Origin of the sequence: Variovorax sp. CF313 (genome assembly GCF_000282635.1) — a bacterium.
Lineage (GTDB): Bacteria > Pseudomonadota > Gammaproteobacteria > Burkholderiales > Burkholderiaceae_C > Variovorax.
Map to the genome: position 1 here is coordinate 40,944 of NZ_AKIW01000018.1, position 24,646 is coordinate 65,589.

Below are 24,646 nucleotides of genomic sequence, written 5' to 3' on the forward strand. Positions count from 1 at the left end.
CTCCTCGGTCGCGCCGGTGTTTCCTTCGATTCACCAGACTTCTCTCATGAACATTCTTTCTCAACGATGCGCTTGCGCACTGATGACTTCGCTGCTGCTTTTCGGATGTGGCGGCGGAGGCGGGGGCGGTAGTGGAGCCGGCGTTGCGCTGGTCGGCAGCCCGACAGGTCAGTCCGGCAGCGGCGGTCCATCCAATGCCGGCCAGAGCGGCAGCCAAGGCGGCAGTGGCAGCACGACTGGCGGTGGTACCCAGGCCGGTGGTGGCACTACGGGCAACCCGGGCGGCGACGCTGCACCCGTTGCGGCGTCGGCCGCCCTGGTCGCGAAGCTTGGCAAGCCCTCTCGCGTGCTGGTTGGCCTGGGCGCCACTTCCATCGACGACATGAAGAGCCAGGACATTCACCCCGACATCGTGGAGCGCTATCTGGTGGGCGTCGGCGCGGGGTCGTGGCCCACGTGGAACAGTCCCGATGGGGCCTACGTCACCTTCTCCGCGCAAGCCGCCGAGGCTTATGGTGCGGTTCCCATGTTCACGCTCTACCAGATGACGGCGAACGGCGAGGGCAATCTGAGCGGCATCAGCGATGCGACCTTCATGGACAAGTACTGGGGGCAGGTCCGGCTGATGTACCAGCGCATCGCGGAATGGGGCAAGCCTGCCCTGGTGAATGTGGAGCCGGACTTCTGGGGCTTCGCCGCGTCGCAGGCGCCTGGTCGCGATCTGACGAAGATGGCCGCCGCCGTGAGCGGCCAGCCGGAATGCAGCACGCTGCCGAACACCGTCGCGGGTCTCGGCCAGTGCTTCGTGCAGATGGGCCGGAAGGTCGCGCCCAAGGCGCTGCTCGGATTCCCGCCCGCCTTCTGGAGCGGTACGCCTGCGGAGATTGCCGCCCAGATGCGCACGGCCGGGGCGAACCAGGCGGACTTCATCGTCGCCCAGACCAGCGACCGTGACGCGGGCTGCAGGGAAGCCGCATCGCCGCCCGCGGAATGCCAGAACGGAAGCGCTCCGTTCTATTGGGACGCGAGCAACAAGACCAGCCCGAACTTCCACGATTCGCAGAAGCAGTATTCGGACTACCGCGCGGCGCTGGGCAACGGCCTGCCGATCCTGTGGTGGCAGACACCGATGGGCGTGCCTTCCGACACGCCCGGCGGCACCGACCAGCACTACCGCGACAACCACGTCGACTACATGCTGCGCAACACCCAGGAATACGGCGATATGCACACCTTCGGGATCGTCTTCAGCGCAGGAGGCAGCCACCAGACCTCGATCAGCACGGATGGCGGTCAGTTCGCGCGTCTTTCAGCGCAGTACCTCGCGGGAAGCGGTGCTGCCTTGAAGTAGCGGTTTCCTGTCGAAAGGGGCCTCTACCGCGCGGTGGTGCTCCATCGACAGGAATGACAGAAGCGGGGGGGGAGGCAAGCAGCAAGGCCAATCCCTTGCTCTCGTCGACCATATCCGCTTGAAGGGGACTCGTGATGAGCGCTCCTAAAACCCTATACGGTCGGGTCACAAACCCTTGCGCATAATTGACGCAAGCTATGACTCTCACCGAACTCAAATACATCGTCGCGGTGGCCCGCGAACGGCACTTCGGCAAGGCGGCCGAGGCCTGCTACGTTTCCCAGCCGACCCTGTCGGTCGCCATCAAGAAGCTCGAGGACGAGCTCGAAGTCAAGCTCTTCGAGCGCAGCGCCGGCGAAGTGACCGTCACGCCGCTCGGCGAGCAGATCGTGCAGCAGGCCCAGAGCGTGCTCGACCAGGCGGCCAGCATCAAGGAGATCGCCAAGCGCGGCAAAGACCCGCTGGCCGGTCCGCTGAACCTGGGCGTGATCTACACCATCGGGCCGTACCTGCTGCCCGACCTCGTGCGGCAGGTGATCGCGCGCACGCCGCAGATGCCGCTGGTGCTGCAGGAGAACTTCACCGTCAAGCTGCTCGAGATGCTGCGCGCCGGCGAGATCGACTGCGCCATCATGGCCGAGCCCTTTCCCGACACCGGCCTCGCGATGGCGCCGCTGTACGACGAGCCCTTCATGGCGGCTCTGCCCAACAAGCACAAGTTGGCCGACCGCGAATCGATCACCTCGGAAGAGCTGCAGAGCGAGACCATGCTGCTGCTGGGCACCGGCCACTGCTTTCGCGACCACGTGCTGGAGGTGTGCCCGGAGTTCGCGCGCTTCTCCAGCAACGCTGAGGGCATCCGCAAGAGCTTCGAAGGCTCGTCGCTGGAGACCATCAAGCACATGGTGGCCTCGGGCATGGGTGTGACGCTGGTGCCGCGCCTGTCGGTGCCTGCCGATGCACTCAAGCCCAAGCTCAAGGGCCGCAAGGAACTCGAGCAGATGGTGCGCTACCTGCCGGTGCGCGACGCGCAGGACCGCGACCCGCCCACGCGCCGCGTGGTGCTCGCATGGCGGCGCACCTTCACGCGCTACGAGGCGATCGCGGCGCTGCGCAACGCGATCTATGCCTGCGAGCTGCCGGGCGTGAAGCGCCTTTCGTAGCAGCATTTGCGGGGTCGGCCTGCGCGCCGGCCGTTCTGAATCGTTGATCGCTGAGATAGAGTGGCGCTGTTGCGAAGCCGCATGCCGGCTTTCAGAATCGGGGTGTCCACTCCTCCCAATTTGAAGAAAGACTTCCCGCCATGGCCAAAGCCTCGAAGAAATCGTCGTCCGCCTCCTCCGCCGGCAAGGTGCCCAAGAAGGGCGGCACGGTGGTCGCGCAGGAGTCGGGCAGCCGCAATGCGCCGATCATCAACATCGGCATCGAGCGCCAGGACCGCGCCGCCATCGCCGAAGGCCTGAGCCGCGTGCTGGCCGACACCTACACGCTCTACCTCACCACGCACAATTTCCACTGGAACGTGACCGGCCCGCACTTCAACTCGCTGCATGCGATGTTCATGGGCCAGTACACCGAGCTGTGGGGCGCGACCGACGTGCTGGCCGAGCGCATCCGCGCGCTGGGCCACTATGCGCCGGGCTCGTACGCCGAGTTCAGCAAGATCGCCACCGTGCCCGACGTGCCGCAGACCCCGCCCAAGGCGATGGAGATGGTGCGCATCCTGGTGAAGGGCCACGAAACCGTGTCGCGCATCGCGCGCGAATTCATTCCGGTCGCCGAAGAAGCAGGCGACGACCCGACGGCCGACATGCTGACCGCGCGCTGCACGGTGCACGATCAGACGGCCTGGATGCTGCGTTCGCTCCTTGAAGACTGAGTCCGCTCCCCCCACCACCGCGCCCGTGCCTCCTCGCGGGCGTTTTGCGTTGTACCTCGACCTGATCCGCTGGAACCGTCCAGCGGGTTGGCTGCTGCTGCTGTGGCCCACGCTGGGCGCGCTCTGGTTCGCGGCGGGCGGCTGGCCCGGCTGGCACCTGCTGGTGGTATTCACGCTCGGCACCTTCCTCATGCGCAGCGCGGGCTGCTGCGTCAACGACGTGGCCGACCGCGACTTCGACCGCCATGTGAAGCGCACGGCGCAGCGGCCCGTCACCAGCGGCGCGATGTCGGTCAAGGAGGCGCTGGGGCTGGGCGTGGTGCTGGCGTTGGCGGCCTTCGGGCTGGTGCTCACGACCAACCGCGCGACGGTGCTGTGGTCGTTCGCGGCATTGGCCATCACGCTGATCTACCCGTTCGCCAAGCGCTTCGTCTCGGTCCCTCAGGCGGTGCTGGGCATTGCCTTCAGCTTCGGCATTCCGATGGCCTTCGCGGCGGTGCAGTCCACCGTGCCGGTCTTCGCTGCGTGGCTGCTGGCGGGCAACCTGTTCTGGGTGCTGGCCTACGACACCGAGTACGCGATGGTCGACCGCGACGACGACCTCAAGATCGGCATGAAGACCTCGGCCATCACCTTCGGCCGCTTCGATGTGGCGGCGGTGATGGCGAGCTACGCGATCTTCCTCGCAGTCTGGACCTGGGCCGGCGCGAGCAACTCGCTGGGCACGCTGTTCTACGCCGGCATCGCCGCGGCCGCGGTGCAGGCGCTGTGGCACTGGCGGCTGATCCGCGAGCGCACGCGCGAGGGCTGCTTCAAGGCCTTCCGTCTGAACCATTGGCTGGGCTTCACGGTGTTCGCCGGCATAGTGGTCGGCTACGCCGTCCGCTGAGAGTGCCCGCATGCTGGAACAGTTGAAGCGAAAGATCGGCCAGGAGGGCTTCTCCGGATGGCACTTCATCACGCAGGAGATGGTCCAGCGCTATTCGGAGCTGTCGGGCGACGGCGAAGGCGAGTGGATCCATCTCGATCCCGAGCGCGCGGCGCGCGAGGCGGACTACGGCGGCACCATCGTGCAGGGCTTCTTCCAGGTCTCGCACCTGGTCCGGCTGACCGGTGAGGCCATGCGCACGCTGCTGCCCTTCGATTCGAATTACGCGCTGAACTACGGTTTCGACCGCCTGCGCTTCGTGCGGCCGATGCCGGTGGGCGCGCGCTTCCGGGCGCGCGTGCACATCGTGGATGTGACGCCCAAGCCCGGCGACAGCTTCATGGTGAAGGAGGAGGTGCTGCTCGAACTGGAAGACGGCACCGTCACGCTGGCCGCCGAGTGGCTGTTCTTCCTCGGGCCCGGCGCGCTGCCGCCGGCCTGAAATCAGCCGCGGCCGAATTCCTCGCCCAGTTCGGCGGCGCGCTTCTGCGCGGCGCGGATCGCGGTCTTGAACTGCGCCTTCACGTCGGCCTGCTGCAGCGAGGTGATGGCCGCGTACGTGGTGCCACCCTTGGAGGTCACGCGCTCGCGCAGCACCGACGGCGGTTCGGTTGCGCTGTGCGCCAGCGCCGAGGCGCCGGTGAAGGTGCCGATGGCCAGCCGCTGGGCCTGCTCGGGCGTCAGGCCCATCTCGACGCCGGCTTCGGTCATCGCCTCGATGAAATAGAAGACGTACGCCGGGCCCGAGCCTGACATGGCGGTCACGGCGTCGAGTGCCGATTCGGCGTCGACCCAGATCAGCTCGCCGGTCGGCGCCAGCAGCTGCCCGACCAGCGAGCGGTCGGCCCCTTCGACGCCGGGTCGGGCGTACAGGCCCGTCATCCCTTTGCCCACGAGTGCCGGCGTGTTGGGCATGGCGCGCACCACGCGCTCCGTTCCGAGCCAGCGGGCGATGCTGTCGGACGGGATGCCCGCGGCCACGCTCAGGTGCAGCGCGTCTTCAGTGAAGCCGCGCACCGGACGGGCTGCTTCGGCAAAGGCCTGGGGCTTGACTGCCCACACCACCACCCCGCAGCGCGACAGCGCCTCGCCCGCGTCGGCCTTCGCGGCGATGCCGAAGGACTGGGCCAGCTTGGTGCGGGCCTCCTCGAAGGGCTCGACCACCTCGAACGCATCCGCCGGGGTGCCTTGCTGGATCAGGCCGCCAATGATGGCGCTGGCCATGTTGCCGCCTCCGATGAAGGCGACGGGGGGCAGCGGCGCGGGGCCGGTGCGGGGCAGGAAGGTCACGGCGATGGTCATGGTCGGTCGGCGTATTCGAAGGCGGCGAACTGGGTGATTTGAAGCGGATTGAAATTGTCGTCGCTCACGACGACCAGCATGCGCTTGCCATCGGGCAGGGGTGGTCCCCAGCACATGCCCTCGGTGTTGTCGAGGCGTGACAGGCCGAGCGCGGCGAAGTCGGCCACCAGGGTCTTGGCCGCCGGCCGGTGGTTGCCCGGCGCCAGTGCGTCGATGGCGAGCACATCGCTGGCGGCACGGGTGTCGATTTCATACAGGCGCAGCGAATTGCCGGCGCCGGTGGCGTAGGCGCGCTCCAGCACCAGCATGCGGTCCGCATCGAGCATCAGGATCTCGCTCACGCCGTTGTCGGCGTAGCTGCCGGGAATCAGCGGGCGCAGGGGGATGGCGTCGGGAACGTAGGCGATCTGGCGGTCGGCCTGGCCGGTTTCCAGATCGATCCGGGTGAAGCGGCAAGGCCCGCCTGGGGCGCCGGTGGTGGGCTCGGGGCCGTCCTGGATCAGGGCGTTTTCCATGCCGAGCCAGGCGAAGCGGCCATCGGGCGTGAGGGCCAGTCCTTCGAGCGTCAGGTTGTCGCGCGGGCCGCGGCGCTGGGCGGGGTCGGGCCTGAACATGGCCGGAAGGGAGAATTCACGCAGAAAGCGGCCGTCGCGAGCCGACTCGTACAGCGCCGGGCCGAAGCCGCGGGCGATGTCGCCCTCGCTGGTCCACAGCAAGGTGTTGGTTGCAGGCCGCAGCCGCAATGCCTCGGGGTCGGGAACCGGAAGTCCCTCGACCGCCCGGCGCCTGTTGGGCCAGGGGCCGCCGCCGGGGCGTTGCAGCTGCACCACGCCGAGGGGCTCGGGGCGCGCGGCCTGCGGCTGGGGCCATCGGGCGATGTAGTAGCGCACAGGCGCGAGGTCCGATCGATCATCGCTGATAAGCAGGTACTCACCTCGGATTGGGTCGTAGTCGATGCCCGAGAGGCCTCCGGCCACGGTGCCCTCTATATCGAAGCGGTGCGCCCAGCGGGCCTCCGCGATGCGCCGCAGCCGGCCGGGGTCCGGGTTCGGCGCGGCACTCTGGCAGCCGGCCAGGCCCAGCGCCAGCAGGCCGGCCGCGCCCGCCAGCACGCGCCGACGCTTCGGCTGGGGAAGGTAGGAATTCAAGGCGTCGCGCACCGCCTGGAGTCTAGTACCAGCGCGCGGTGATGTAATGGGGTTGTTGACATCGGCAGTAGTGCGTGCCACAATCGCTGGCTTCGCTTTCAAAAGGCGAAGCTTTCAGCCCAAAGCGGAAGTGCCTCGAGTGGTTCGAGGCATGGACGACGGGCCCAAGACTGACCGCGGTGCCTCCCTCCTGGATGCACATCGGTACAAGTTGGGAATATCAAGAAATGATCCAAACTGAATCCCGGCTCGAAGTGGCCGACAACACGGGCGCGAAATCCGTCCTGTGTATCAAGGTGCTCGGTGGCTCCAAGCGGCGTTATGCCAGCGTGGGCGACGTCATCAAGGTCAGCATCAAGGAAGCCGCTCCACGTGGTCGCGTCAAGAAGGGCGAGATCTACAGTGCAGTGGTGGTCCGTACCGCCAAGGGCATCCGTCGCGCCGACGGTTCGCTCGTCAAGTTCGACGGCAATGCCGCCGTGCTGCTCAACGCCAAGCTGGAGCCCATCGGCACCCGCATCTTCGGACCGGTCACGCGCGAACTGCGCACCGAGAAGTTCATGAAGATCGTGTCGCTGGCACCCGAAGTTCTGTAAGGACAACAACGCCATGAACAAGATTCGCAAAGGCGACCAGGTCATCGTGTTGGCCGGTCGTGACAAGGGCAAGCGGGGCGTCATCTCGCTGCGCAAGGATGACTCGCACGTCGTCATCGAAGGCCTGAACCTCGTCAAGAAGCACACCAAGCCGAACCCGCTCAAGGGCACGACCGGTGGCATCGTCGAGAAGTCCATGCCCATTCACCAATCCAACGTGGCGATCTTCAATGCCGCGACCGGCAAGGCCGATCGCGTGGGCATCAAGATCACCCAGGGTGCCGACGGCAAGCGCGTGGCTGTTCGCGTCTTCAAGTCGAGCGGCGACGAAATCAAGTTCGCCTAAGAGGTACTCACATGGCACGTCTCCAACAACACTATCGCGAAAAGATCGCGAAAGACCTGACGGAAAAGTTCGGCTACAAGTCGCCGATGCAGGTTCCGCGCCTCACCAAGATCACGCTCAACATGGGCGTGGGTGAGGCAGTCGCCGACAAGAAGGTTCTCGACAACGCTGTCGCCGACCTGACCAAGATCGCTGGCCAGAAGCCCGTGGTGACCAAGTCGAAGAAGGCCATTGCCGGCTTCAAGATTCGCGAAATGCAACCGATCGGCTGCATGGTCACGCTGCGCGGCGTTCAGATGTATGAATTCCTGGACCGTTTCGTGACCATCGCGCTGCCGCGCGTTCGTGACTTCCGCGGTATTTCGGGTCGTGCCTTCGACGGTCGTGGCAACTACAACATCGGCGTCAAGGAACAGATCATTTTCCCTGAGATCGAGTACGACAAGGTCGACGCCCTGCGCGGTCTCAATATCAGCATCACGACGACGGCCAAGACCGACGAAGAAGCCAAGGCTCTTCTCGCTGGTTTCCGTTTCCCGTTCAAGAACTGAGGCGAATCATGGCAAAACAATCCCTGATCCAGCGCGAACTCAAGCGCGACAAGCTGGTTGCCAAGTTCGCTGCGAAGCACGCGGAACTGAAGGCGATCTCCAACGACGTGAAGAAGACCGACGAAGAGCGCGCTGCTGCCCGCCTGGGCCTGCAGAAGCTCCCGCGCAACGCGAACCCCACGCGTCAGCGCAACCGTTGCGAAATCACTGGTCGCCCCCGTGGCACCTTCCGTCAATTCGGTCTGGCTCGCGCCAAGATCCGTGAACTGGCCTTCGCTGGCGACATCCCCGGTGTCACCAAGGCCAGCTGGTAAGCCAGGCAGGAGCAAACAACATGAGCATGAGTGATCCCATTGCCGACCTGCTGACGCGTATCCGTAACGCGCAGATGGTGGCGAAGCCCACCGTGTCGGTCCCGTCTTCCAAGGTGAAGGTCGCGATCGCACAAGTCCTGAAGGACGAAGGCTACATCGACGGCTTCCAGGTCAAGACCGAAGCCGGCAAGAGCGAACTTGAAATTGTTCTGAAGTACTACGCTGGCCGTCCGGTCATCGAGCGCATCGAGCGCGTGAGCCGCCCCGGCCTGCGCGTCTACAAGGCAAGCTCGTCCATTCCGCAAGTCCAGAACGGCCTCGGCGTTGCGATCGTCACGACCCCCCAGGGCGTGATGACCGACCGCAAGGCGCGCGCCACCGGTGTCGGCGGCGAAGTTCTGTGCTACGTCGCCTAACCGAGACATCGAGGAGTCACTGAAATGTCCCGAGTAGGAAAAATGCCGATCACCATCCCCGCTGGCGTGGATGTGTCGATCAAGGAAGACCAGATCAGCGTCAAGGGCACGGGCGGCACGCTCAACCTCGCGCGCAATGCACTGGTCAAGATCGTCAGCAATGACGGCAAGCTGAATTTCGAACCCGCCAACGAATCGCGTGAAGCGAATGCGATGAGCGGCACGATCCGCCAGCTGGTGAACAACATGGTGGTTGGCGTGACCAAGGGCTTCGAGAAGAAGCTCAACCTGGTCGGCGTCGGCTACAAGGCTGCAGCCTCCAACAACAAGTTGAACCTGCAAGTCGGTTACTCGCACCCGGTCAACATCGACATGCCTCAAGGCATCACGGTGGCCACCGCGACCCCGACCGAAATCGTGATCAAGGGTGCTGACCGTCAGCGCGTTGGTCAAATCGCCGCTGAGATCCGCGCTGTTCGTCCGCCTGAGCCTTACAAGGGCAAGGGCATCCGTTATTCGGACGAGAAGATCGTGATCAAAGAGACCAAGAAGAAGTAAGGGGCAGCAAAATGATGTTGACCAAAAAAGCACAGCGTCTTCGCCGCTCGCGCCAGACCCGCATCCGCATCGCGACGCAGGGCGTGGCCCGTCTGACGGTGAACCGCACCAACCTGCACATCTACGCCACCGTCATCTCCGACGACGGCACCAAGGTGATTGCAACCGCATCGACGGCCGAAGCCGAAGTGCGTACCTCGCTCGGCGGTTCGGGCAAGGGCGGCAATGCCGCTGCTGCGACCGCCGTCGGCAAGCGCATCGCTGAAAAGGCGAAGGCTGCCGGCGTCGAGAAGGTCGCCTTCGACCGCGCAGGTTTTGCGTACCACGGCCGCGTCAAGGCGCTGGCCGAGGCGGCTCGCGAAGCCGGTCTGCAGTTCTAACCGGACACGAGATTCAAAATGGCAAAGATTCAAGCAAGAACGCAGAACGAAGGCCCTGAAGACGGTTTGCGCGAGAAGATGATCGCGATCAACCGCGTCACCAAGGTGGTGAAGGGTGGTCGTATCCTCGGTTTCGCAGCACTCACCGTCGTGGGCGACGGCGACGGCCGCGTCGGCATGGGCAAGGGCAAGTCGAAGGAAGTGCCTGCTGCAGTGCAGAAGGCAATGGAAGAAGCCCGTCGCAACCTGTTCAAGGCTCCGATCAAGAACGGCACGCTGCATCACCGCGTGACGGGTCACCATGGCGCCGCTTCGGTCGTCATGATCCCCGCCCCGAAGGGTACTGGCATCATCGCCGGCGGCCCGATGCGCGCCGTGTTCGAAGTCATGGGCATCACCGACATCGTGGCCAAGAGCCATGGTTCGTCGAACCCCTACAACATGGTTCGCGCCACGCTCGACGGGTTGAAGAACTCGACGACCGCGTCCGATGTGGCTGCCAAGCGCGGCCTGACCGTCGAAGAAATCTTCGCCTGAGCGCAAGCTCTCGCAAGGCTGAAGGAAGCATTCAAATGACGACGCAACAACAAACCCTCAAGGTGCAACTGGTCAAGAGCCCGATTGGCACCAAGGAATCGCATCGCGCGACCGTGCGTGGCCTCGGCCTGCGCAAGCTCAACAGCGTGAGCGAGCTGCAGGACACCCCGGCGGTGCGCGGCATGATCAACAAGATCAGTTATCTGGTCAAGGTTCTGTAAGAGAGACTGATATGGAACTCAATGGCATCAAGCCGGCAGCCGGCGCCAAGCACGCGAAGCGTCGCGTCGGCCGCGGTATCGGCTCCGGCATCGGCAAGACCGCAGGCCGCGGTCACAAGGGTCAGAAGTCGCGCGCAGGCGGTTTCCACAAGGTCGGCTTCGAAGGCGGTCAAATGCCGCTGCAGCGTCGCCTGCCGAAGCGTGGCTTCAAGTCGCACCTGCTGAAGTTCAACGCCGAAGTCACGCTGACTGCCCTCGAGCAGCTCGGTCTGGCTGAAGTGGATGTCCTGGCGCTGAAGCAAGCCGGCCTCGTGGGCCAGCTCGCCAAGGTCGTCAAGGTCGTCAAGACCGGTGAACTCACCAAGGCCGTCAAGCTGACGGGCGTGGGCGCAACGGCTGGCGCCAAGGCTGCTATCGAAGCGGCCGGCGGCAGCATCGCCTGATCACCATCGGACTGAAAGAAGTTCTTCGTGGCAACTAACGCGGCAACGATCGCAAAAACAGGCAAGTTCGGCGACCTCCGTCGTCGGCTCGTCTTTTTGCTGCTCGCGCTCGTGGTCTACCGGATTGGCGCGCACATTCCTGTGCCGGGTATCAACCCGGACCAGCTGGCGGCGTTGTTCCAGGGCCAGCAGGGCGGCATTCTGAGCCTGTTCAACATGTTCTCGGGCGGTGCGCTGTCGCGCTTCACCGTGTTCGCGTTGGGGATCATGCCGTACATCTCGGCGTCGATCATCATGCAGCTGATGACCTACGTGCTTCCGACCTTCGAGCAATTGAAGAAGGAAGGCGAGGCCGGCCGCCGCAAGATCACGCAGTACACGCGCTACGGCGCGCTGGGTCTGGCACTGTTCCAGTCGTTCAGCATCGCAGTGGCCCTCGAGTCGTCGGCCGGTCTGGTCATCGCCCCCGGTTTCGGCTTCCGCCTGACCGCCATGGTGAGCCTGACGGCAGGTTCGATGTTCCTGATGTGGCTCGGCGAACAGATCACCGAGCGCGGCCTGGGCAACGGCATCTCGATCCTGATCTTTGCAGGTATCGCGGCCGGTTTGCCCAACGCCATCGGCGGCCTGGCTTCGCTGGTGACGACCGGTGCGATGAATCCGATCATTGCGCTCTTCATCATCGCTGTCGTGGTGCTGGTCACCTACTTCGTGGTGTTCGTGGAACGCGGCCAGCGCAAGATCCTCGTGAACTATGCGCGGCGCCAGGTCGGCAACAAGGTCTATGGCGGCCAATCGTCGCACCTGCCCTTGAAGCTGAACATGGCCGGTGTGATTCCGCCGATCTTCGCTTCGTCGATCATCCTGCTGCCCGCAACGGTGGTTGGCTGGTTCAGCACCGGTGAAGGCGGTTTCCGCTGGATCAAGGACGTTGCCGGCGCACTGCGTCCTGGCGAGCCGATCTACGTGCTGTTGTATGCTGCCGCGATCGTTTTCTTCTGCTTCTTCTACACGGCACTCGTGTTCAACAGCAAGGAAACGGCCGACAACCTGAAGAAGAGTGGTGCATTCATTCCTGGCATTCGCCCGGGTGACCAGACCGCTCGCTATATCGACAAGATTCTGGTTCGCCTGACGTTGGCCGGCGCGGTGTACATCACCTTCGTCTGCCTGCTGCCCGAGTTCCTGATCCTGAAGTACAACGTGCCGTTCTACTTCGGTGGTACCTCCCTGCTGATCATCGTGGTCGTCACGATGGACTTCATGGCCCAGGTGCAAAACTACATGATGTCCCAGCAGTACGAATCGCTGCTGAAGAAGGCGAACTTCAAGACATCGTAGGGCTGTGTTGCAGTATTGAGTCCGGGCGGTAGACCGCCACGTTAAACAGTTTTAGGAGAATGAAATGAGAGTTTCGGCTTCGGTCAAAACCATCTGCCGTAATTGCAAGGTCATCCGCCGTAAAGGTGTGGTGCGTGTGATTTGCACCGACCCGCGCCACAAGCAGCGCCAGGGTTGATTGAAGAGTATTAGAGGACGCACATGGCACGTATTGCTGGCATCAACATTCCGCCGCACAAGCACGCTGAAATCGGCCTGACCGCCATCTTCGGCATCGGTCGCACCCGCGCCCGTCAGATCTGCGAAGCGAGCGGCATCGAATATTCGAAGAAGATCAAGGATCTGACCGACGCCGATCTCGAGAAGATCCGCGACCAGATCGCTCTGTTCACCATCGAAGGCGATCTGCGTCGCGAGACGACGATGAACATCAAGCGTTTGATGGACATCGGCTGCTATCGCGGCTTCCGTCACCGTCGCGGCCTGCCGATGCGCGGCCAGCGCACGCGCACCAATGCCCGCACCCGCAAGGGTCCGCGCAAGGCAGCGCAGTCCCTGAAGAAATAAGGATAGACAAGCATGGCTAAAGCACCTGCAAACAACGCCGCACAGCGCGTTCGCAAGAAGGTTCGCAAGAACGTTGCGGACGGCATCGCCCACGTGCATGCCTCGTTCAACAACACCATCATCACGATCACCGATCGCCAGGGCAATGCCCTGTCGTGGGCTTCGTCGGGTGGCCAGGGCTTCAAGGGCTCGCGCAAGTCGACCCCGTTCGCTGCGCAGGTCGCTTCCGAAGTGGCCGGCCGTGCTGCTGTCGAACAAGGTATCAAGAACCTCGACGTCGAGATCAAGGGCCCGGGCCCCGGTCGCGAATCGTCGGTGCGCGCACTGGCTGCGCTCGGCATCCGGATCAATTCCATTGCCGACGTGACGCCCGTTCCGCACAACGGCTGCCGTCCCCAGAAGCGTCGCCGCATCTGATCGTCAGTCCGCAAGGCGCAGCCGGCTTTGAATAGCGGCTGCGCATTTGTTTTTTATCTAAGCCCACCGCCACTCGCGTTTCGCAAGTGGCTCCCGCAGGCAACTGCGGCAGATACACAAAGGAAGAATCGTGGCACGTTACCTCGGCCCCAAGGCCAAACTTTCCCGCCGTGAAGGCACCGACCTGTTCCTGAAGAGCGCCCGCCGTTCGATCCAGGACAAGGCCAAGTTCGACTCCAAGCCCGGCCAGCACGGTCGCACCTCGGGTCAGCGCACTTCCGACTACGGCCTGCAACTGCGTGAAAAGCAGAAGGTCAAGCGCATGTACGGCGTGCTCGAAAAGCAATTCCGCCGCTACTTCGAAGAAGCCGATCGCCGCCGTGGCAACACCGGCGCCAACCTGCTGTTCATCCTCGAATCGCGCCTGGACAACGTCGTCTACCGCATGGGCTTCGGCTCGACCCGCGCTGAAGCACGCCAGCTCGTGTCGCACAAGGCGATCACGGTGAACGGCCAGTCGGTCAACATCCCGTCGTACCTGGTCAAGACCGGTGACGTGATCGCCGTGCGCGACAAGTCCAAGAAGCAGAACCGCATTGTCGAAGCGCTGCAACTCGCCCAGCAAGTCGGTATCCCGGCTTGGGTCGATGTGAATGCCGACAAGGCCGAAGGCACGTTCAAGAAGGTGCCCGATCGCGACGAATTCGCAGCCGACATCAACGAATCGCTGATCGTCGAACTGTATTCGCGTTGATTTTTTCTACCCGCACCCGCCCTTCGGCGCGTGCGGGAGATTGTTATTGTTGTTCACGTTCCTGCTCCGCGCTTCGTCGCGGATCAGGTGCTTCACCAGCCTTACCGGTGTAACGAGCCGGGGGTATTGAGAGGAAGTCTGCATGCAAACCACCCTGCTGAAACCCAAGACCATTCAGGTCGAGCAACTTGCGGCCAACAAGGCCAAGGTGACGCTCGAGCCTTTCGAGCGCGGCTATGGCCACACGCTCGGCAACGCGCTGCGTCGCGTTCTGCTGTCGTCCATGGTGGGCTACTCGGCCACCGAAGTCACGATCGCCGGCGTTCTGCATGAGTACTCGTCGATCGACGGCGTGCAGGAAGATGTCGTCAACATCCTGCTGAATCTCAAGGGCGTGGTGTTCAAGCTCCACAACCGCGACGAAGTCACGCTGAGCCTGCGCAAGGACGGCGAAGGTCCGGTCCTGGCATCGGACATCCAGACCCCGCACGACGTCGAGATCATCAACCCCGACCACGTGATCGCGCACCTGTCGCAAGGCGGCAAGCTCGACATGCAGATCAAGGTTGAAAAGGGTCGCGGCTACGTGCCCGGCACGATGCGCCGCTACGCCGACGAGCCGACCAAGTCGATCGGCCGCATCGTCCTGGACGCCTCGTTCTCGCCGGTCAAGCGCGTGAGCTACACGGTCGAAAGCGCCCGTGTCGAACAGCGTACCGACCTGGACAAGCTGCTGGTCGAAATCGAGACCAACGGTGCGATCACCGCCGAAGATGCCGTGCGCGCTTCGGCTAAAATCCTGGTCGAACAGCTCGCCGTGTTTGCGCAGCTCGAAGGCGGCGAACTCGCTGCATTCGATGCACCCGCACCGCGCAGCGCACAGCAATTCGATCCGATCCTGCTGCGCCCTGTCGACGAACTCGAACTGACGGTGCGTTCGGCCAACTGCCTGAAGGCCGAAAACATCTACTACATCGGTGATCTGATCCAGCGCACCGAAAACGAGCTGCTCAAGACCCCGAACCTGGGTCGCAAGTCGCTCAACGAAATCAAGGAAGTGCTCGCCTCGCGCGGCCTGACCTTGGGCATGAAGCTCGAAAGCTGGCCGCCGGCCGGTCTCGACAAGCGTTGATTTGAATTTTTGAATTTGGCCCCTGAAAGGGCCAGTGCACCGGGCAGTACCTGACACGGCTGCCTGTTTTTATAAAGTAAAGGAAAGCACCATGCGTCACGGACACGGACTCCGCAAACTCAACCGCACCAGCTCGCACCGCCTCGCGATGCTGCAGAACATGATGAATTCGCTCATCGAGCACGAAGTCATCAAGACCACGGTCCCCAAGGCCAAGGAACTGCGCCGCGTCATCGAACCGATGATCACGCTCGCCAAGAAGCCCACGCTCGCCAATAAGCGCCTGGCCTTCGACCGCCTGCGCAGCCGCGACAGCGTCGTCAAGCTCTTCGGCGAACTCGGCCCGCGTTTCGCAGCGCGTCCGGGCGGCTACACCCGCATCCTGAAGATGGGTTTCCGCGTGGGCGACAATGCCCCGATGGCGCTCGTCGAACTGGTCGACCGTGCTGAAATTAAAGAAGAAGCAGCCGAGCAAAGCGCTGCAGAATAAGTTATAATTCCATCTTGCCGCGCGATGGAGCAGCCTGGTAGCTCGTTGGGCTCATAACCCAAAGGTCGCAAGTTCAAATCTTGCTCGCGCAACCAATTTAAAAGGCCCTTTGAATTTCAAAGGGCCTTTTTTCTTTTGTCGGTGAATTAAAAAATGCCCTCTCGAAGAGGGCATTTTTATTTCCGCCGGCCATTGCCGCCCAATCAGTCGGGAATGACTGCCGTGACTTCGATTTCCACCTTCGCGCGGTGCTCGACCAGCGCCGCCACCTGCACGCAGGTCATGGCCGGGAAGTTGCGGCCCATGGCATCGCGATAGACGGGGCCGAGCTCGGAGAGCCGGCGGCTGTATTCGTCGCGGTCCGTCACGTACCAGGTCATGCGCACCATGTGCTCGGGGCCCGCGCCGCCTGCGCGCAACACCTCGGCAATGTTGCGCAGTGCCTGGCCGCATTGCTCGATGAAGTCGTCCGACTCGAACTGCTGTTGTGCGTTCCAGCCGATCTGGCCGCCGACGAACAGCATCGTGCCGCGTGCAGCGACACCGTTTGCATAGCCCTTGGGAGGCAGCCAGCCTTCAGGCTGCAGGAGTTTGTTGATCATGGTGTGGTGTTGAGTTGTCTCAGTTTGAATCGCTGGAGCTTGCCGGTTTCGGTGCGCGGCAACACCGCGACGAACTCGATCTCCCGCGGGTATTTGAACGGTGCGATCGTCGCTTTCACATGGTCCTGCAGCGCCTTCACGAGGGCCGCATCGCCTTCGTGCCCTGGCTTGAGCACGCAGAATGCCTTCACGATCATGCCGCGGTCGGCGTCGGGCTTGCCGATCACGCCGCACTCGGCGACCGCCGGGTGCTTCAGCAGCGCGTCTTCGACCTCCGGCCCGCCGACGTTGTAGCCGGCTGTGATGATCATGTCGTCCGCGCGCGCCTGGTAGAAGAAATAGCCGTCGTCGTCCTGCACGAAGGAATCGCCCGGGTAGTTCCAGCCGTTCTTCACGTAGTCGGCCTGGCGCGGATCGTCGAGATAGCGGCAGCCCACCGGGCCTTGCAGCGCAAGCTTGCCAACCGTGCCGCGCGGCACTTCGTTGCCTTCGTCGTCCACCACCTTGGCGGTGAAGCCGGGAACCACCTTGCCCACCGCGCCGCGGCGTACGTCGCCGCCCGCGGCGGAGATGTAGATGTGGAACACCTCGGTGCCGCCGATGCCGTCGAGCATCTCGATGCCGGTGGCTTCTTTCCACAGCTGGCGTGTGGCGTCGGGCAGCGCCTCGCCCGCACTCACGCTGATGCGCAGGCTGGGCATGCCGTGCTGCTTCACGAAGGGCGCCATCTGGCGATAGAAGGTCGGCGCCGTGTAGCAGATCGTCGCGCCCACCTCGTTGATGAGCTTCACCAGCCCTTCTGGTGTGAACGGCGCGTCGGCAAAGTACACCGAAGCGCCGGCCCACATCGGGAACACGAGCAGCCCGCCGAGCCCGAAGGTGAAAGCCAGCGGCGGCGAGCCGATCACGATGTCGTCGCTGCGCGCGCGCAACACGTGGCGCGGCCAGGTCTCGCACATTGCGAGCACGTCGCGGTGCGTGGTGACGGGCGCCTTGGGCTTGCCCGTGGTGCCCGAGGTGAAGGCCAGCAGCGCGACGTCGTCGGAAGCCGTGGGGCAGGCCGTGAACACGCCGCTCTTCTTCGCCGCGCGCGCGGAGAGCGAGTCCGGCGCTTCGGGCCTGTTGAATGCGATCACGGTGGCCAGCACGGGGTGCTCGCGCTGTGCGATCGCGAGTTCGTCGAGCAGGCGGCCATCGCACAGCGCAGCAACGGGCTGCGCCTTCTCGATGATGTCGCCCAGCTCCTTTGCGCGCAGCAGCGGCATCGTCGCCACCGCGATCAGTCCGGCCTTCACCACCGCGAGCCACGACAGAGCCATGGCCACCGAGTTGCCGCCGCGCAGCAGCACGCGATTTCCCGGCACGAGTCCGAGATCCTCGGTCAGCACCTGCGCAATGCGGTTGACTTCGATGGCGGCCTGCGCGTACGTCAGCGTGCCCTGCGGTGAACGCAGCATCGGGTTGTCGCCGAAGCCCTTCGACGCGGCCTTGTCGAGCAGTTCCTCGACCAGGTTCAGCTGGTCGGGCAACTGCAGCTCGGGCAGGTCGTAGCGAAAGACGGGCAGCTGCTCGGCGGGCGGCAGGCGGTCGTGAACGAAGCGGTCGACTTGGGCAGACACGGTGTTTATCCCCGCAGAACGGATTTGCCAATGATCAGTTGTTGAACCTCCGTCGCGCCTTCGTAGATGCGCAGCGAGCGGATGTCGCGGTAGAGGCTCTCAATCTTCGTGCCAACCTTCACGCCGAGGCCGCCATGCATCTGCAGTGCCATGTCGATCACGCGGCTGGCGTTCTCGGTGGCGCACATCTTGGCCATCGCGGCAGCGGCTGACACATCGCCGACCGCAGGCGCGCCGCGCTGCTCGGCGTCATCGCGCATCCATGCGGCGCGGTAGGTGAGCAGCGCCGCGCTGTCGATCAGCGCGGCCATCTCGCCAAGCTTGGCCTGCGTGAGCTGGAAGTCGGCGAGCGTCTGGCCGAACATGCGGCGGTTCTTCGAATGCGAGATGGCTTCGGCCAGTGCGCGGCGACCCATGCCGAGCGCTGCCGCCGCCACCGAGGCGCGGAAGATGTCGAGCGTGCGCATCGCGAGCTTGAAGCCGCCATTGAGTTCGCCGAGCTGCGCCGTGCGCGGCACGATGCAGTTCTCGAAACGCAGCGTGGCGAGCGGATGCGGTGCCATCACGTCGATGTGCGCGGAGGTGTCGAGGCCGGGCGTCGTCGCGTCGACGATGAAGGCCGTGATGCCGCGCGTGCCGCCCGTGGGATCGGTCTTCGCGAACACGCAGTAGAAATCGGCGATGCCGCCGTTGCTGATCCAGGTTTTCTCGCCGTTCAGGCGCCAGCCGTCGGCGGTCGTTTCGGCGCGCATGGCCATTGCACCCACGTCGGAGCCTGCCTCGGGTTCGCTGAGCGCGAAGGCCGCGATCTTGCTGCCCTTCGCCACGGCAGTCAGGTAGCTTGCATGCTGTTCTGGCGTGCCAGCGAGCGTGATCGCACCGCTGCCGAGACCCTGCATGGCGAAGGCGAAGTCGGCGAGCGGCGAATGGAAGGCCAGCGTCTCGCGCAGCAGCACGAGTGCGCGCGAGTCGAGGCGCTCGAGCGCACCGCCAGCGCTGCCGGGCACGGCATAGCGCAGCCAGCCGCCGTCGCCGAGCCGCTTCACCCAGTCCCGGCACGCCGCGCGATCGTCGCGCTCGTCCACCTCCTGCGCGGCGGCCCAGGGCAGCAGGCCATCGGCCAATGCGCGATGTGCATCGTCGAAGAACGGCAGCGCGAGGTGCGCGGTCGATGGCGGTGCAGGTGCTTTGGTCATCATCGCGTCAATCTCCACCGAACACGGGTTTGCGCTTGGCCGCAAAGGCCTCGTACGCCCGCTTGAAATCTTCGGTCTGCATGCAGATCGCTTGCGCCTGCGCCTCGGCCTCGATGGCCTGGTCGATGGTCATGGACCATTCCTGCGACAGCATGGTCTTGGTCATGCCATGCGCGAAGGTCGGACCTTCCGCCAGGTCGCGCGCCACCTTGATGGCGGCTTCGAGCAACGCATCGCTTTCGTGCAGGGCGTTGAAGAAGCCCCAGGCATGGCCTTCCTGCGCGGTCATGGCGCGGCCGGTGAACAGCAGTTCCGACGCACGGCCCTGGCCGATCACGCGCGGCAGCAGTGCACACGCGCCCATGTCCGCACCGGCCAGGCCCACGCGCGTGAACAGGAATGCGGTGCGCGTGGCGGGCGAGCCGTAGCGCAGGTCGCAGGCCAGCGCGATCATCGCGCCGGCACCGGCGCACACGCCGTCGATGGCGCCGACGATCGGTTGGGGGCAGGCGCGGATCGCCTTGACCAGGTCGCCCGTCATGCGCGTGAACTCCAGCAGCTCGGGCATGCGCATGCCGGTCAGCGGGCCGATGATCTCGTGCACGTCGCCGCCCGAGCAGAAGTTGCCGCCCGCACCAGTCACGACGATGACCTTCACGTCGGTGGCGTAGGCCAGTGCGCGGAACAGGTCACGCAGTTCGGCGTACGAGTCGAAGGTCAGCGGGTTCTTGCGCTCGGGCCGGTTCAGCGTGATGGTGCCGACACCGGCTTCAAAACTCCACGCGAAGTGCTCGGCCTTGTAGGCCGCCTTCGCCTCGAATTGCGCGCGCATGGGGTTGCCTGCGCCGATGTAGTGCTTCATTCGGTCTCCGCCATCAATAGTTGGTTGTGTGAGTGTTGCTTGACCTTGCCGAGCAGCTTGTGGAGCTGCGCGATCTCCTTGCCGCTGAGGCCCGCAAAGGCCTCGACGATCCAGTCTTCATGCTGCTGCGCCATCTCGTTGAAGAGCTTGCGCCCGCGCGCGGTGAGCCGCACGCGCCACGCGCGCCGGTCGCCCTCGACGTTGATTCGTTCGACCAGTCCTTCGGCCACGAGCTGGTCGGTGATGCCGGTCACGTTGCCGCCCGTCACCATCATGCGGCGCGAGAGCTCGTTCATCTTCAGCCCGTCGGGCGAGCGCTCGAGCTGCGACATCAGGTCGAAGCGCGGCAGCGTGGTGGCGAACTGGGAGCGCAGTTCGTTGCGCACCTGCTTCTCGATGAGCTGGGTGCAGGTCAGGAGCCGCAGCCAGAGGCGCAGGGCCTCGGGGTGTTCGCTGTGGGCGCGGGCTTCGAGGTCCATGTCAGTGCGTCTCCTCGTTGTTCTGTGCCGTCACTGCAGCCGCGGCCATCTGCTGCTGCTTCGCGATCTCGCGGTACATCTGGTCGCGGCCGCTCAGGTATTGCTTGGGCCAATCGACGTCGCGGCTCTGCAGCTTTGCGGCCTCGTGCAGCGTCCATGCGGGGTCGGCGAGGTGCGGGCGGGCCACGGCGCAGAGATCGGCGCGGCCGGCGGCAATGATGCTGTTGGCCTGGTCGGCGTCGGTGATGGCGCCCACGGCGATGGTCGAGATGCCGACCTCGTTGCGGATGCGGTCCGAGAACGGCGTCTGGTACATGCGCCCGTACACCGGCTTCGCGGCGCGCGTGGTCTGGCCCGACGACACGTCGATGAAATCGGCGCCGGCTTCCTTGAAAAGACGTGCGACCACGATCGCATCGGCATCGGTGTTGCCGCCGGGCGCCCAGTCGTGCGCGGAGATGCGCACGCTCATCGGCTTGTCGGCGGGCCACACCGCGCGCATGGCGCGGAACACTTCGAGCGGGTAGCGGCAGCGCGCCTCGATGTCGCCGCCGTATTCGTCGGTGCGCAGGTTGGTGAGCGGGCTGATGAAGGCCGACAGCAGGTAGCCGTGCGCGCAGTGCAGCTCGAGCCAGTCGAAGCCGCATTCGGCGGCGCGGCGGGTGGAGGCTACGAATTGCTCGCGCAGCGTGTCCATCTCGGAGCGGGTGATCGCTGCGGGCAACTGGTTCTGCTCGCCGTAAGGCACGGCACTTGCGCCGAGCACCGGCCAGTTGCCGCTTTCGAGCGGTTCGTCGGTGCCTTCCCAGCCCACGCGGGTCGAGCCCTTGGGGCCGCTGTGGCCGAGCTGCATGGCGATCTTCGCGCTCGACTGCGTGTGCACGAAATCGACGATGCGCTTGAAGGCGGCCTGCTGCGCGTCGTTGTACAGGCCCGTGCATGCCGGCGTGATGCGGCCTTCGGGCGTCGGGCTCGTCATTTCGACGAACACCATCGCGGCGCCGCCGAGCGCACGTGCGCCCAGGTGGACCAGCAGGAAGTCTTGCGGCACACCGTCGACCGCGCTGTAGGTGGCCATCGGCGACACGAGGATGCGGTTCTTCAGCGTGAGCCCGCGCACCTTGTAGGGCATGAGCATCGGCGCCATCGCCTTGCCGCCTGCGAGCCACTGCTCGTAGCCGCCGAGCCACTGCGTGTCGCGCACGCGCAGGTTCTCGTGGCTGATGCGCTGCGAGCGGGTGAGCAGCGAGTAGGCGAACTGCTCGATCTGCATGCCCGTGTAGCGCGGCACGTTCTCAAACCACTCGGTGGAGTTGCGCGCGGCGTTCTGGATCTTCAGCACCTCGACGCTGCGGCGCGCCTCGTAGCCTTCGAGCACATGGTCGACCGTGCCGCCCTGCGCGAACTCGTTGGCCAGGTCGATCGCGTCTTCCAGCGCGAGCTTGGTGCCCGAGCCGATCGAGAAATGCGCCGTGTGCGCGGCGTCGCCCATCAGCACGACGGGCACCGAGCGGCCTTCGACGTCGATGCGGTGCGTCCAGCGCTCGCACACCACGCGCGGAAAGCGGATCCAGTTGGCCGAGCCGCGCAGGTGCGTGGCGTTGCTGATGAGCGGGTGGCCGCCCAGGTACTTGGCGAACAGCTTCTCGCAGAAGGCGATGGCCTCGGGCTGCTCCATCTGGTCGAGACCGTGGGCCTTCCACACGGCCTCGGGCGTCTCGACGATGAAGGTCGAGGTCTTGTCGTCGAACTGGTAGGCATGCGCCTGAAACCAGCCGTGCTCGGTCTGCTCGAAGGCGAAGGTGAAGGCGTCGAAGGTCTGGTGCGTGCCCAGCCACACGAAGCGGCAGTTGCGCAGGTCGATGTCGGGCTTGAACACGTCGGCATAGCGCTGGCGGATGCGGCTGTTGAGGCCGTCGCTGGCAATCACGAGGTCGGCCTTGTACTGCGCGGCGATCGCCTGGTCGTCGGTGGCGTCGGTCTCGAACACCAGCTCGACGCCCAGTGCCAGGCAGCGCTCCTGCAGGATGTTCAGCAGCCGCTTGCGGCCGATGCCGCAGAAGCCGTGGCCGCCCGAGCGCACCTGGCGGCCCTTGAAGAAGACCTGGATGTCGTCCCAGTGGTGGAACTCGTTGCCGATCAGCGCCGCGGTTGGCGCATCGGCCGCGTGCAGGTTGCCCAGCGTCTGGTCGCTCAGCACCACGCCCCAGCCGAAGGTGTCGAAGGGGCGGTTGCGTTCCACCACCGTGATTTGCAGCGCGGGGTTGCGCGCCTTCATCAACAGGGCGAAGTACAGGCCCGCCGGCCCGCCGCCGATGCACAGGATGCGTTGGAGGTCCGAGGCGGGAGCGGGTTTGACCGGGCTTAGGCTGTTCATGGTTCAATAGTTTAGACATAAACAATCTGCTGTCAATGGCGATTCGTAACGGCCGTCCGGCGCGCGGGTCGCGGCTTCGGCCGACAAGGGCAGTCATGCAAAAACTTTGAAAAATCAATACCATGGGCTCCATGCAAAACTTGATACCCAAGATCGAGTCGCAGCTGGCTTCGCTGCCTGTCCCCATCGCGCTGGAACTGCCCGATGGCCGGCGTGTTGCCCAGGCGGGAGCCCGCGTCACGCTGGCCTTCAAGGAGTGGGCCGTGCTCGCCAAGCTGGCAGCGCGGCAGGTGGGCGCCATCGGTGAGGCGTATGTCGAGGGCAAGGTGCAGATCGAGGGGGCCATGCGCGACCTGATCGACGCCACGGTCGGCATGCTGCCCGGCAACCCGGCCGAAACCGACACAGGCTGGTGGAGCCGCCTTCAGCACATGGCCAAGTCGCACGGCTCGCATTCGCTGCGCAAGGATGCGGCCCAGATCGAGTTCCACTATGACGTGTCCGACGACTTCTACGCGCTGTGGCTCGACGCGCGCCGGGTCTATTCATGTGCGTACTTCCGTACGCCCGATCTCACGCTGGCGCAGGCGCAGGAAGCCAAGCTCGACCACATCTGCCGCAAGCTCATGCTGCAGCCGGGCGAGCGCTATCTCGACATCGGCTCGGGCTGGGGCGCGTTACTGCTGTGGGCGGCCGAGCATTACGGCGTGGACGCTACCGGCATCACGCTGTCGAAGAACCAGCACGCGTACGTGCAGCGCCTGATCGAGGAAAAGGGCCTGCAGGGCCGCGTGCGCGTCGAACTGCGCGACTACCGCGAGCTGTCGGTCGACCAGCCTTTCGACAAGATTTCCTCGGTCGGCATGTTCGAGCACGTGGGCGCGGCCAACATGCCGACCTACTTCCGCAAGATCCATTCGCTGCTGAGGCCGGGCGGGCTGGTGATGAACCACGGCATCACCTCGGGTGAACTCAACTACCGCCAGCTCGGCGCCGGCATGGGCGACTTCATCGAGAAGTACATCTTCCCGGGCGGCGAACTGCTGCACGTGACGCACGTGTTGCGCGAGACGGCCGCGGCCGGCCTGGAGATGGTCGATACCGAGAGCCTGCGCCCGCACTATGCGCGCACGCTCTGGGCCTGGTCGGACGCGCTGGAGGCGCAGCTCGACGCCGCGCGCGAAGTGCTGCGGCGCAGCGGCGGCCGCCAGAGCGACAACGCCGAGCGCATCCTGCGGGCCTATCGTCTCTACCTCGCAGGCTCGGCCATGAGTTTCGAGCAGGGCTGGATCTCGCTGCACCAGATGCTGTCCACCAAGCCAGACGGCAAGGTCGAACACGGCGTTCTGCGCGGGGCGCAATCGGTGTACCCTTTTGCCCGTGACTACATCTACAAGTGAGTGAGAACACCATGCTCTATCGATTCCAGTCCCGAGCCTCTCCCGACTTCGTGATGCTCGAAGTGCATGCCCGGCAGTTGTTCGACATCGTCGGCAAGGCGATTGCGCCGCAAGGCATCATCACGGTCGAGCAGATCCCGGGCGCCATTGCGGCCCTCGAAGCTGCGCTGGCGCGCGAGGCCGCCAACGTGCACAACAACGACGACTATGCGGTCGAAGGCCACGCCAGCGAGGCCGAGAAGCAGCATGTCGGGCTGCACCAGCGTGCGATCCCGCTGCTGCACATGCTCAAGGATTCGCTGGCCGAGAAAAAAGACGTGACCTGGAAGACCTGATCGACCAGATCGAACGGTTCCAGTCGCGAAACGCCGCGGAACCGGCTTTGCCGGGCCGCAGGCGTTGCCCCCTGCAAGGGGGTTGGCGCCAGCGACACGAAGTGC

The 24,646-nt window shown here is 64.6% G+C and carries 32 protein-coding genes and 1 tRNA gene; 25 read left to right on the top strand and 8 right to left on the bottom strand.

Annotation, left to right across the window (positions count from 1 at the left end):
* Window positions 1–46 precede the first annotated feature (46 nt).
* The 5 genes from PMI12_RS05785 to PMI12_RS05805 all read left to right on the top strand — a co-directional run bounded on the left by PMI12_RS05785 (window position 47) and on the right by PMI12_RS05805 (window position 4,600).
* Window positions 47–1,351 carry a hypothetical protein gene (locus PMI12_RS05785; RefSeq protein ID WP_272943555.1) on the top strand — a complete coding sequence of 435 codons (1,305 nt, stop codon included), beginning with the start codon at window positions 47–49 and terminating at the stop codon, window positions 1,349–1,351.
* Between the two features lie 197 nt (window positions 1,352–1,548).
* On the top strand, window positions 1,549–2,514 hold the full coding sequence (locus PMI12_RS05790) for a LysR substrate-binding domain-containing protein (RefSeq protein WP_009124794.1): 966 nt from the start codon (window positions 1,549–1,551) through the stop codon (window positions 2,512–2,514).
* A 140-nt stretch (window positions 2,515–2,654) separates the two neighbouring features.
* Window positions 2,655–3,230: a Dps family protein gene (locus PMI12_RS05795; protein WP_009124795.1), complete on the top strand. Its 576-nt coding sequence runs from the start codon at window positions 2,655–2,657 to the stop codon at window positions 3,228–3,230.
* Window positions 3,220–4,119 (top strand): 4-hydroxybenzoate octaprenyltransferase, encoded by a 900-nt coding sequence (gene ubiA, locus PMI12_RS05800; protein WP_193386534.1) that lies wholly within the window; start codon window positions 3,220–3,222, stop codon window positions 4,117–4,119. The genes PMI12_RS05795 and ubiA overlap by 11 nt, the downstream gene beginning before the upstream one ends.
* A 10-nt stretch (window positions 4,120–4,129) precedes the next feature.
* Window positions 4,130–4,600: a MaoC/PaaZ C-terminal domain-containing protein gene (locus PMI12_RS05805; RefSeq protein WP_009124797.1), complete on the top strand. Its 471-nt coding sequence runs from the start codon at window positions 4,130–4,132 to the stop codon at window positions 4,598–4,600.
* 2 nt (window positions 4,601–4,602) lie between these two features.
* On the opposite strand, the gene proC is transcribed toward PMI12_RS05805, so the two are convergent.
* Both proC and PMI12_RS05815 read right to left on the bottom strand, forming a co-directional pair.
* On the bottom strand, window positions 4,603–5,460 hold the full coding sequence (gene proC / locus PMI12_RS05810; protein WP_009124798.1) for a pyrroline-5-carboxylate reductase: 858 nt from the start codon (window positions 5,458–5,460) through the stop codon (window positions 4,603–4,605).
* Window positions 5,457–6,608, bottom strand: a complete 1,152-nt coding sequence (locus tag PMI12_RS05815) for an esterase-like activity of phytase family protein (protein WP_009124799.1) — start codon at window positions 6,606–6,608, stop codon at window positions 5,457–5,459. The genes proC and PMI12_RS05815 overlap by 4 nt, the downstream gene beginning before the upstream one ends.
* Window positions 6,609–6,835: 227 nt before the next feature.
* Between PMI12_RS05815 and rplN the strand changes: the two genes are divergently transcribed.
* From rplN to PMI12_RS05900, 18 genes are all read left to right on the top strand, one after another.
* The gene (rplN, locus tag PMI12_RS05820) at window positions 6,836–7,204 is read left to right on the top strand and encodes a 50S ribosomal protein L14 (protein ID WP_009124801.1); all 369 of its coding nucleotides are present in this window, start codon (window positions 6,836–6,838) and stop codon (window positions 7,202–7,204) included.
* Between the two features lie 13 nt (window positions 7,205–7,217).
* A complete protein-coding gene (rplX, locus tag PMI12_RS05825) occupies window positions 7,218–7,550 on the top strand; it encodes a 50S ribosomal protein L24 (RefSeq protein ID WP_009124803.1) in 333 nt (110 codons plus the stop codon).
* Between the two features lie 11 nt (window positions 7,551–7,561).
* Window positions 7,562–8,101 carry a 50S ribosomal protein L5 gene (rplE, locus tag PMI12_RS05830; RefSeq protein WP_009124804.1) on the top strand — a complete coding sequence of 180 codons (540 nt, stop codon included), beginning with the start codon at window positions 7,562–7,564 and terminating at the stop codon, window positions 8,099–8,101.
* An 8-nt stretch (window positions 8,102–8,109) separates the two neighbouring features.
* Entirely contained in the window at window positions 8,110–8,415 is a 306-nt protein-coding gene (gene rpsN, locus PMI12_RS05835; RefSeq protein ID WP_009124806.1) for a 30S ribosomal protein S14, read from the top strand.
* A 20-nt stretch (window positions 8,416–8,435) separates the two neighbouring features.
* A complete protein-coding gene (rpsH, locus tag PMI12_RS05840) occupies window positions 8,436–8,831 on the top strand; it encodes a 30S ribosomal protein S8 (protein WP_009124808.1) in 396 nt (131 codons plus the stop codon).
* Window positions 8,832–8,855: 24 nt separating this feature from the next.
* Entirely contained in the window at window positions 8,856–9,389 is a 534-nt protein-coding gene (gene rplF / locus PMI12_RS05845; protein ID WP_009124809.1) for a 50S ribosomal protein L6, read from the top strand.
* 14 nt (window positions 9,390–9,403) lie between these two features.
* The gene (gene rplR, locus PMI12_RS05850) at window positions 9,404–9,769 is read left to right on the top strand and encodes a 50S ribosomal protein L18 (RefSeq protein ID WP_042672913.1); all 366 of its coding nucleotides are present in this window, start codon (window positions 9,404–9,406) and stop codon (window positions 9,767–9,769) included.
* 18 nt (window positions 9,770–9,787) lie between these two features.
* Window positions 9,788–10,306, top strand: a complete 519-nt coding sequence (rpsE, locus tag PMI12_RS05855; RefSeq protein ID WP_009124813.1) for a 30S ribosomal protein S5 — start codon at window positions 9,788–9,790, stop codon at window positions 10,304–10,306.
* Between the two features lie 35 nt (window positions 10,307–10,341).
* On the top strand, window positions 10,342–10,527 hold the full coding sequence (gene rpmD, locus PMI12_RS05860) for a 50S ribosomal protein L30 (protein WP_009124818.1): 186 nt from the start codon (window positions 10,342–10,344) through the stop codon (window positions 10,525–10,527).
* 11 nt (window positions 10,528–10,538) lie between these two features.
* Entirely contained in the window at window positions 10,539–10,970 is a 432-nt protein-coding gene (gene rplO / locus PMI12_RS05865; RefSeq protein WP_009124820.1) for a 50S ribosomal protein L15, read from the top strand.
* Window positions 10,971–10,997: 27 nt separating this feature from the next.
* A complete protein-coding gene (gene secY / locus PMI12_RS05870; RefSeq protein WP_009124822.1) occupies window positions 10,998–12,311 on the top strand; it encodes a preprotein translocase subunit SecY in 1,314 nt (437 codons plus the stop codon).
* Between the two features lie 64 nt (window positions 12,312–12,375).
* A complete protein-coding gene (rpmJ, locus tag PMI12_RS28015; RefSeq protein ID WP_013544106.1) occupies window positions 12,376–12,489 on the top strand; it encodes a 50S ribosomal protein L36 in 114 nt (37 codons plus the stop codon).
* A gap of 23 nt (window positions 12,490–12,512) precedes the next feature.
* Window positions 12,513–12,878 carry a 30S ribosomal protein S13 gene (gene rpsM, locus PMI12_RS05875; protein WP_013544105.1) on the top strand — a complete coding sequence of 122 codons (366 nt, stop codon included), beginning with the start codon at window positions 12,513–12,515 and terminating at the stop codon, window positions 12,876–12,878.
* A 12-nt stretch (window positions 12,879–12,890) separates the two neighbouring features.
* On the top strand, window positions 12,891–13,295 hold the full coding sequence (gene rpsK / locus PMI12_RS05880; protein ID WP_009124825.1) for a 30S ribosomal protein S11: 405 nt from the start codon (window positions 12,891–12,893) through the stop codon (window positions 13,293–13,295).
* A gap of 130 nt (window positions 13,296–13,425) precedes the next feature.
* Window positions 13,426–14,049 carry a 30S ribosomal protein S4 gene (gene rpsD / locus PMI12_RS05885; RefSeq protein ID WP_009124826.1) on the top strand — a complete coding sequence of 208 codons (624 nt, stop codon included), beginning with the start codon at window positions 13,426–13,428 and terminating at the stop codon, window positions 14,047–14,049.
* A 142-nt stretch (window positions 14,050–14,191) separates the two neighbouring features.
* Window positions 14,192–15,181 (top strand): DNA-directed RNA polymerase subunit alpha, encoded by a 990-nt coding sequence (locus PMI12_RS05890; protein ID WP_009124827.1) that lies wholly within the window; start codon window positions 14,192–14,194, stop codon window positions 15,179–15,181.
* Between the two features lie 91 nt (window positions 15,182–15,272).
* The gene (gene rplQ / locus PMI12_RS05895) at window positions 15,273–15,671 is read left to right on the top strand and encodes a 50S ribosomal protein L17 (RefSeq protein ID WP_009124828.1); all 399 of its coding nucleotides are present in this window, start codon (window positions 15,273–15,275) and stop codon (window positions 15,669–15,671) included.
* Between the two features lie 18 nt (window positions 15,672–15,689).
* Window positions 15,690–15,766 (top strand) — tRNA-Met (locus PMI12_RS05900).
* 108 nt (window positions 15,767–15,874) lie between these two features.
* Here PMI12_RS05900 and PMI12_RS05905 read toward each other — a convergent pair.
* The 6 genes from PMI12_RS05905 to PMI12_RS05930 are packed head-to-tail and all read right to left on the bottom strand — an operon-like array spanning window position 15,875 to window position 22,806.
* Window positions 15,875–16,273, bottom strand: a complete 399-nt coding sequence (locus PMI12_RS05905; RefSeq protein WP_009124829.1) for a RidA family protein — start codon at window positions 16,271–16,273, stop codon at window positions 15,875–15,877.
* Window positions 16,270–17,892, bottom strand: a complete 1,623-nt coding sequence (locus PMI12_RS05910) for an AMP-binding protein (protein ID WP_009124830.1) — start codon at window positions 17,890–17,892, stop codon at window positions 16,270–16,272. Before PMI12_RS05910 ends, PMI12_RS05905 begins: the two co-directional genes overlap by 4 nt.
* A 5-nt stretch (window positions 17,893–17,897) precedes the next feature.
* Complete coding sequence (locus tag PMI12_RS05915) at window positions 17,898–19,091, bottom strand: acyl-CoA dehydrogenase family protein (protein WP_009124831.1); 1,194 nt, start codon at window positions 19,089–19,091, stop codon at window positions 17,898–17,900.
* Window positions 19,092–19,095: 4 nt separating this feature from the next.
* Window positions 19,096–19,950, bottom strand: coding sequence for an enoyl-CoA hydratase family protein (locus tag PMI12_RS05920; RefSeq protein ID WP_009124832.1), 855 nt, complete (start codon window positions 19,948–19,950; stop codon window positions 19,096–19,098).
* Complete coding sequence (locus PMI12_RS05925; RefSeq protein ID WP_009124835.1) at window positions 19,947–20,429, bottom strand: MarR family winged helix-turn-helix transcriptional regulator; 483 nt, start codon at window positions 20,427–20,429, stop codon at window positions 19,947–19,949. The genes PMI12_RS05920 and PMI12_RS05925 overlap by 4 nt, the downstream gene beginning before the upstream one ends.
* Before the next feature lies 1 nt (window position 20,430).
* Window positions 20,431–22,806, bottom strand: a complete 2,376-nt coding sequence (locus PMI12_RS05930) for a bifunctional salicylyl-CoA 5-hydroxylase/oxidoreductase (RefSeq protein WP_009124837.1) — start codon at window positions 22,804–22,806, stop codon at window positions 20,431–20,433.
* 131 nt (window positions 22,807–22,937) lie between these two features.
* On the opposite strand from PMI12_RS05930, the gene PMI12_RS05935 reads away from it, so the two are divergent.
* Complete coding sequence (locus PMI12_RS05935; RefSeq protein ID WP_042672914.1) at window positions 22,938–24,206, top strand: class I SAM-dependent methyltransferase; 1,269 nt, start codon at window positions 22,938–22,940, stop codon at window positions 24,204–24,206.
* An 11-nt stretch (window positions 24,207–24,217) separates the two neighbouring features.
* A complete protein-coding gene (locus PMI12_RS05940) occupies window positions 24,218–24,541 on the top strand; it encodes a DUF1840 domain-containing protein (RefSeq protein ID WP_009124842.1) in 324 nt (107 codons plus the stop codon).
* The last annotated feature ends 105 nt before the right edge of the window (window positions 24,542–24,646 follow it).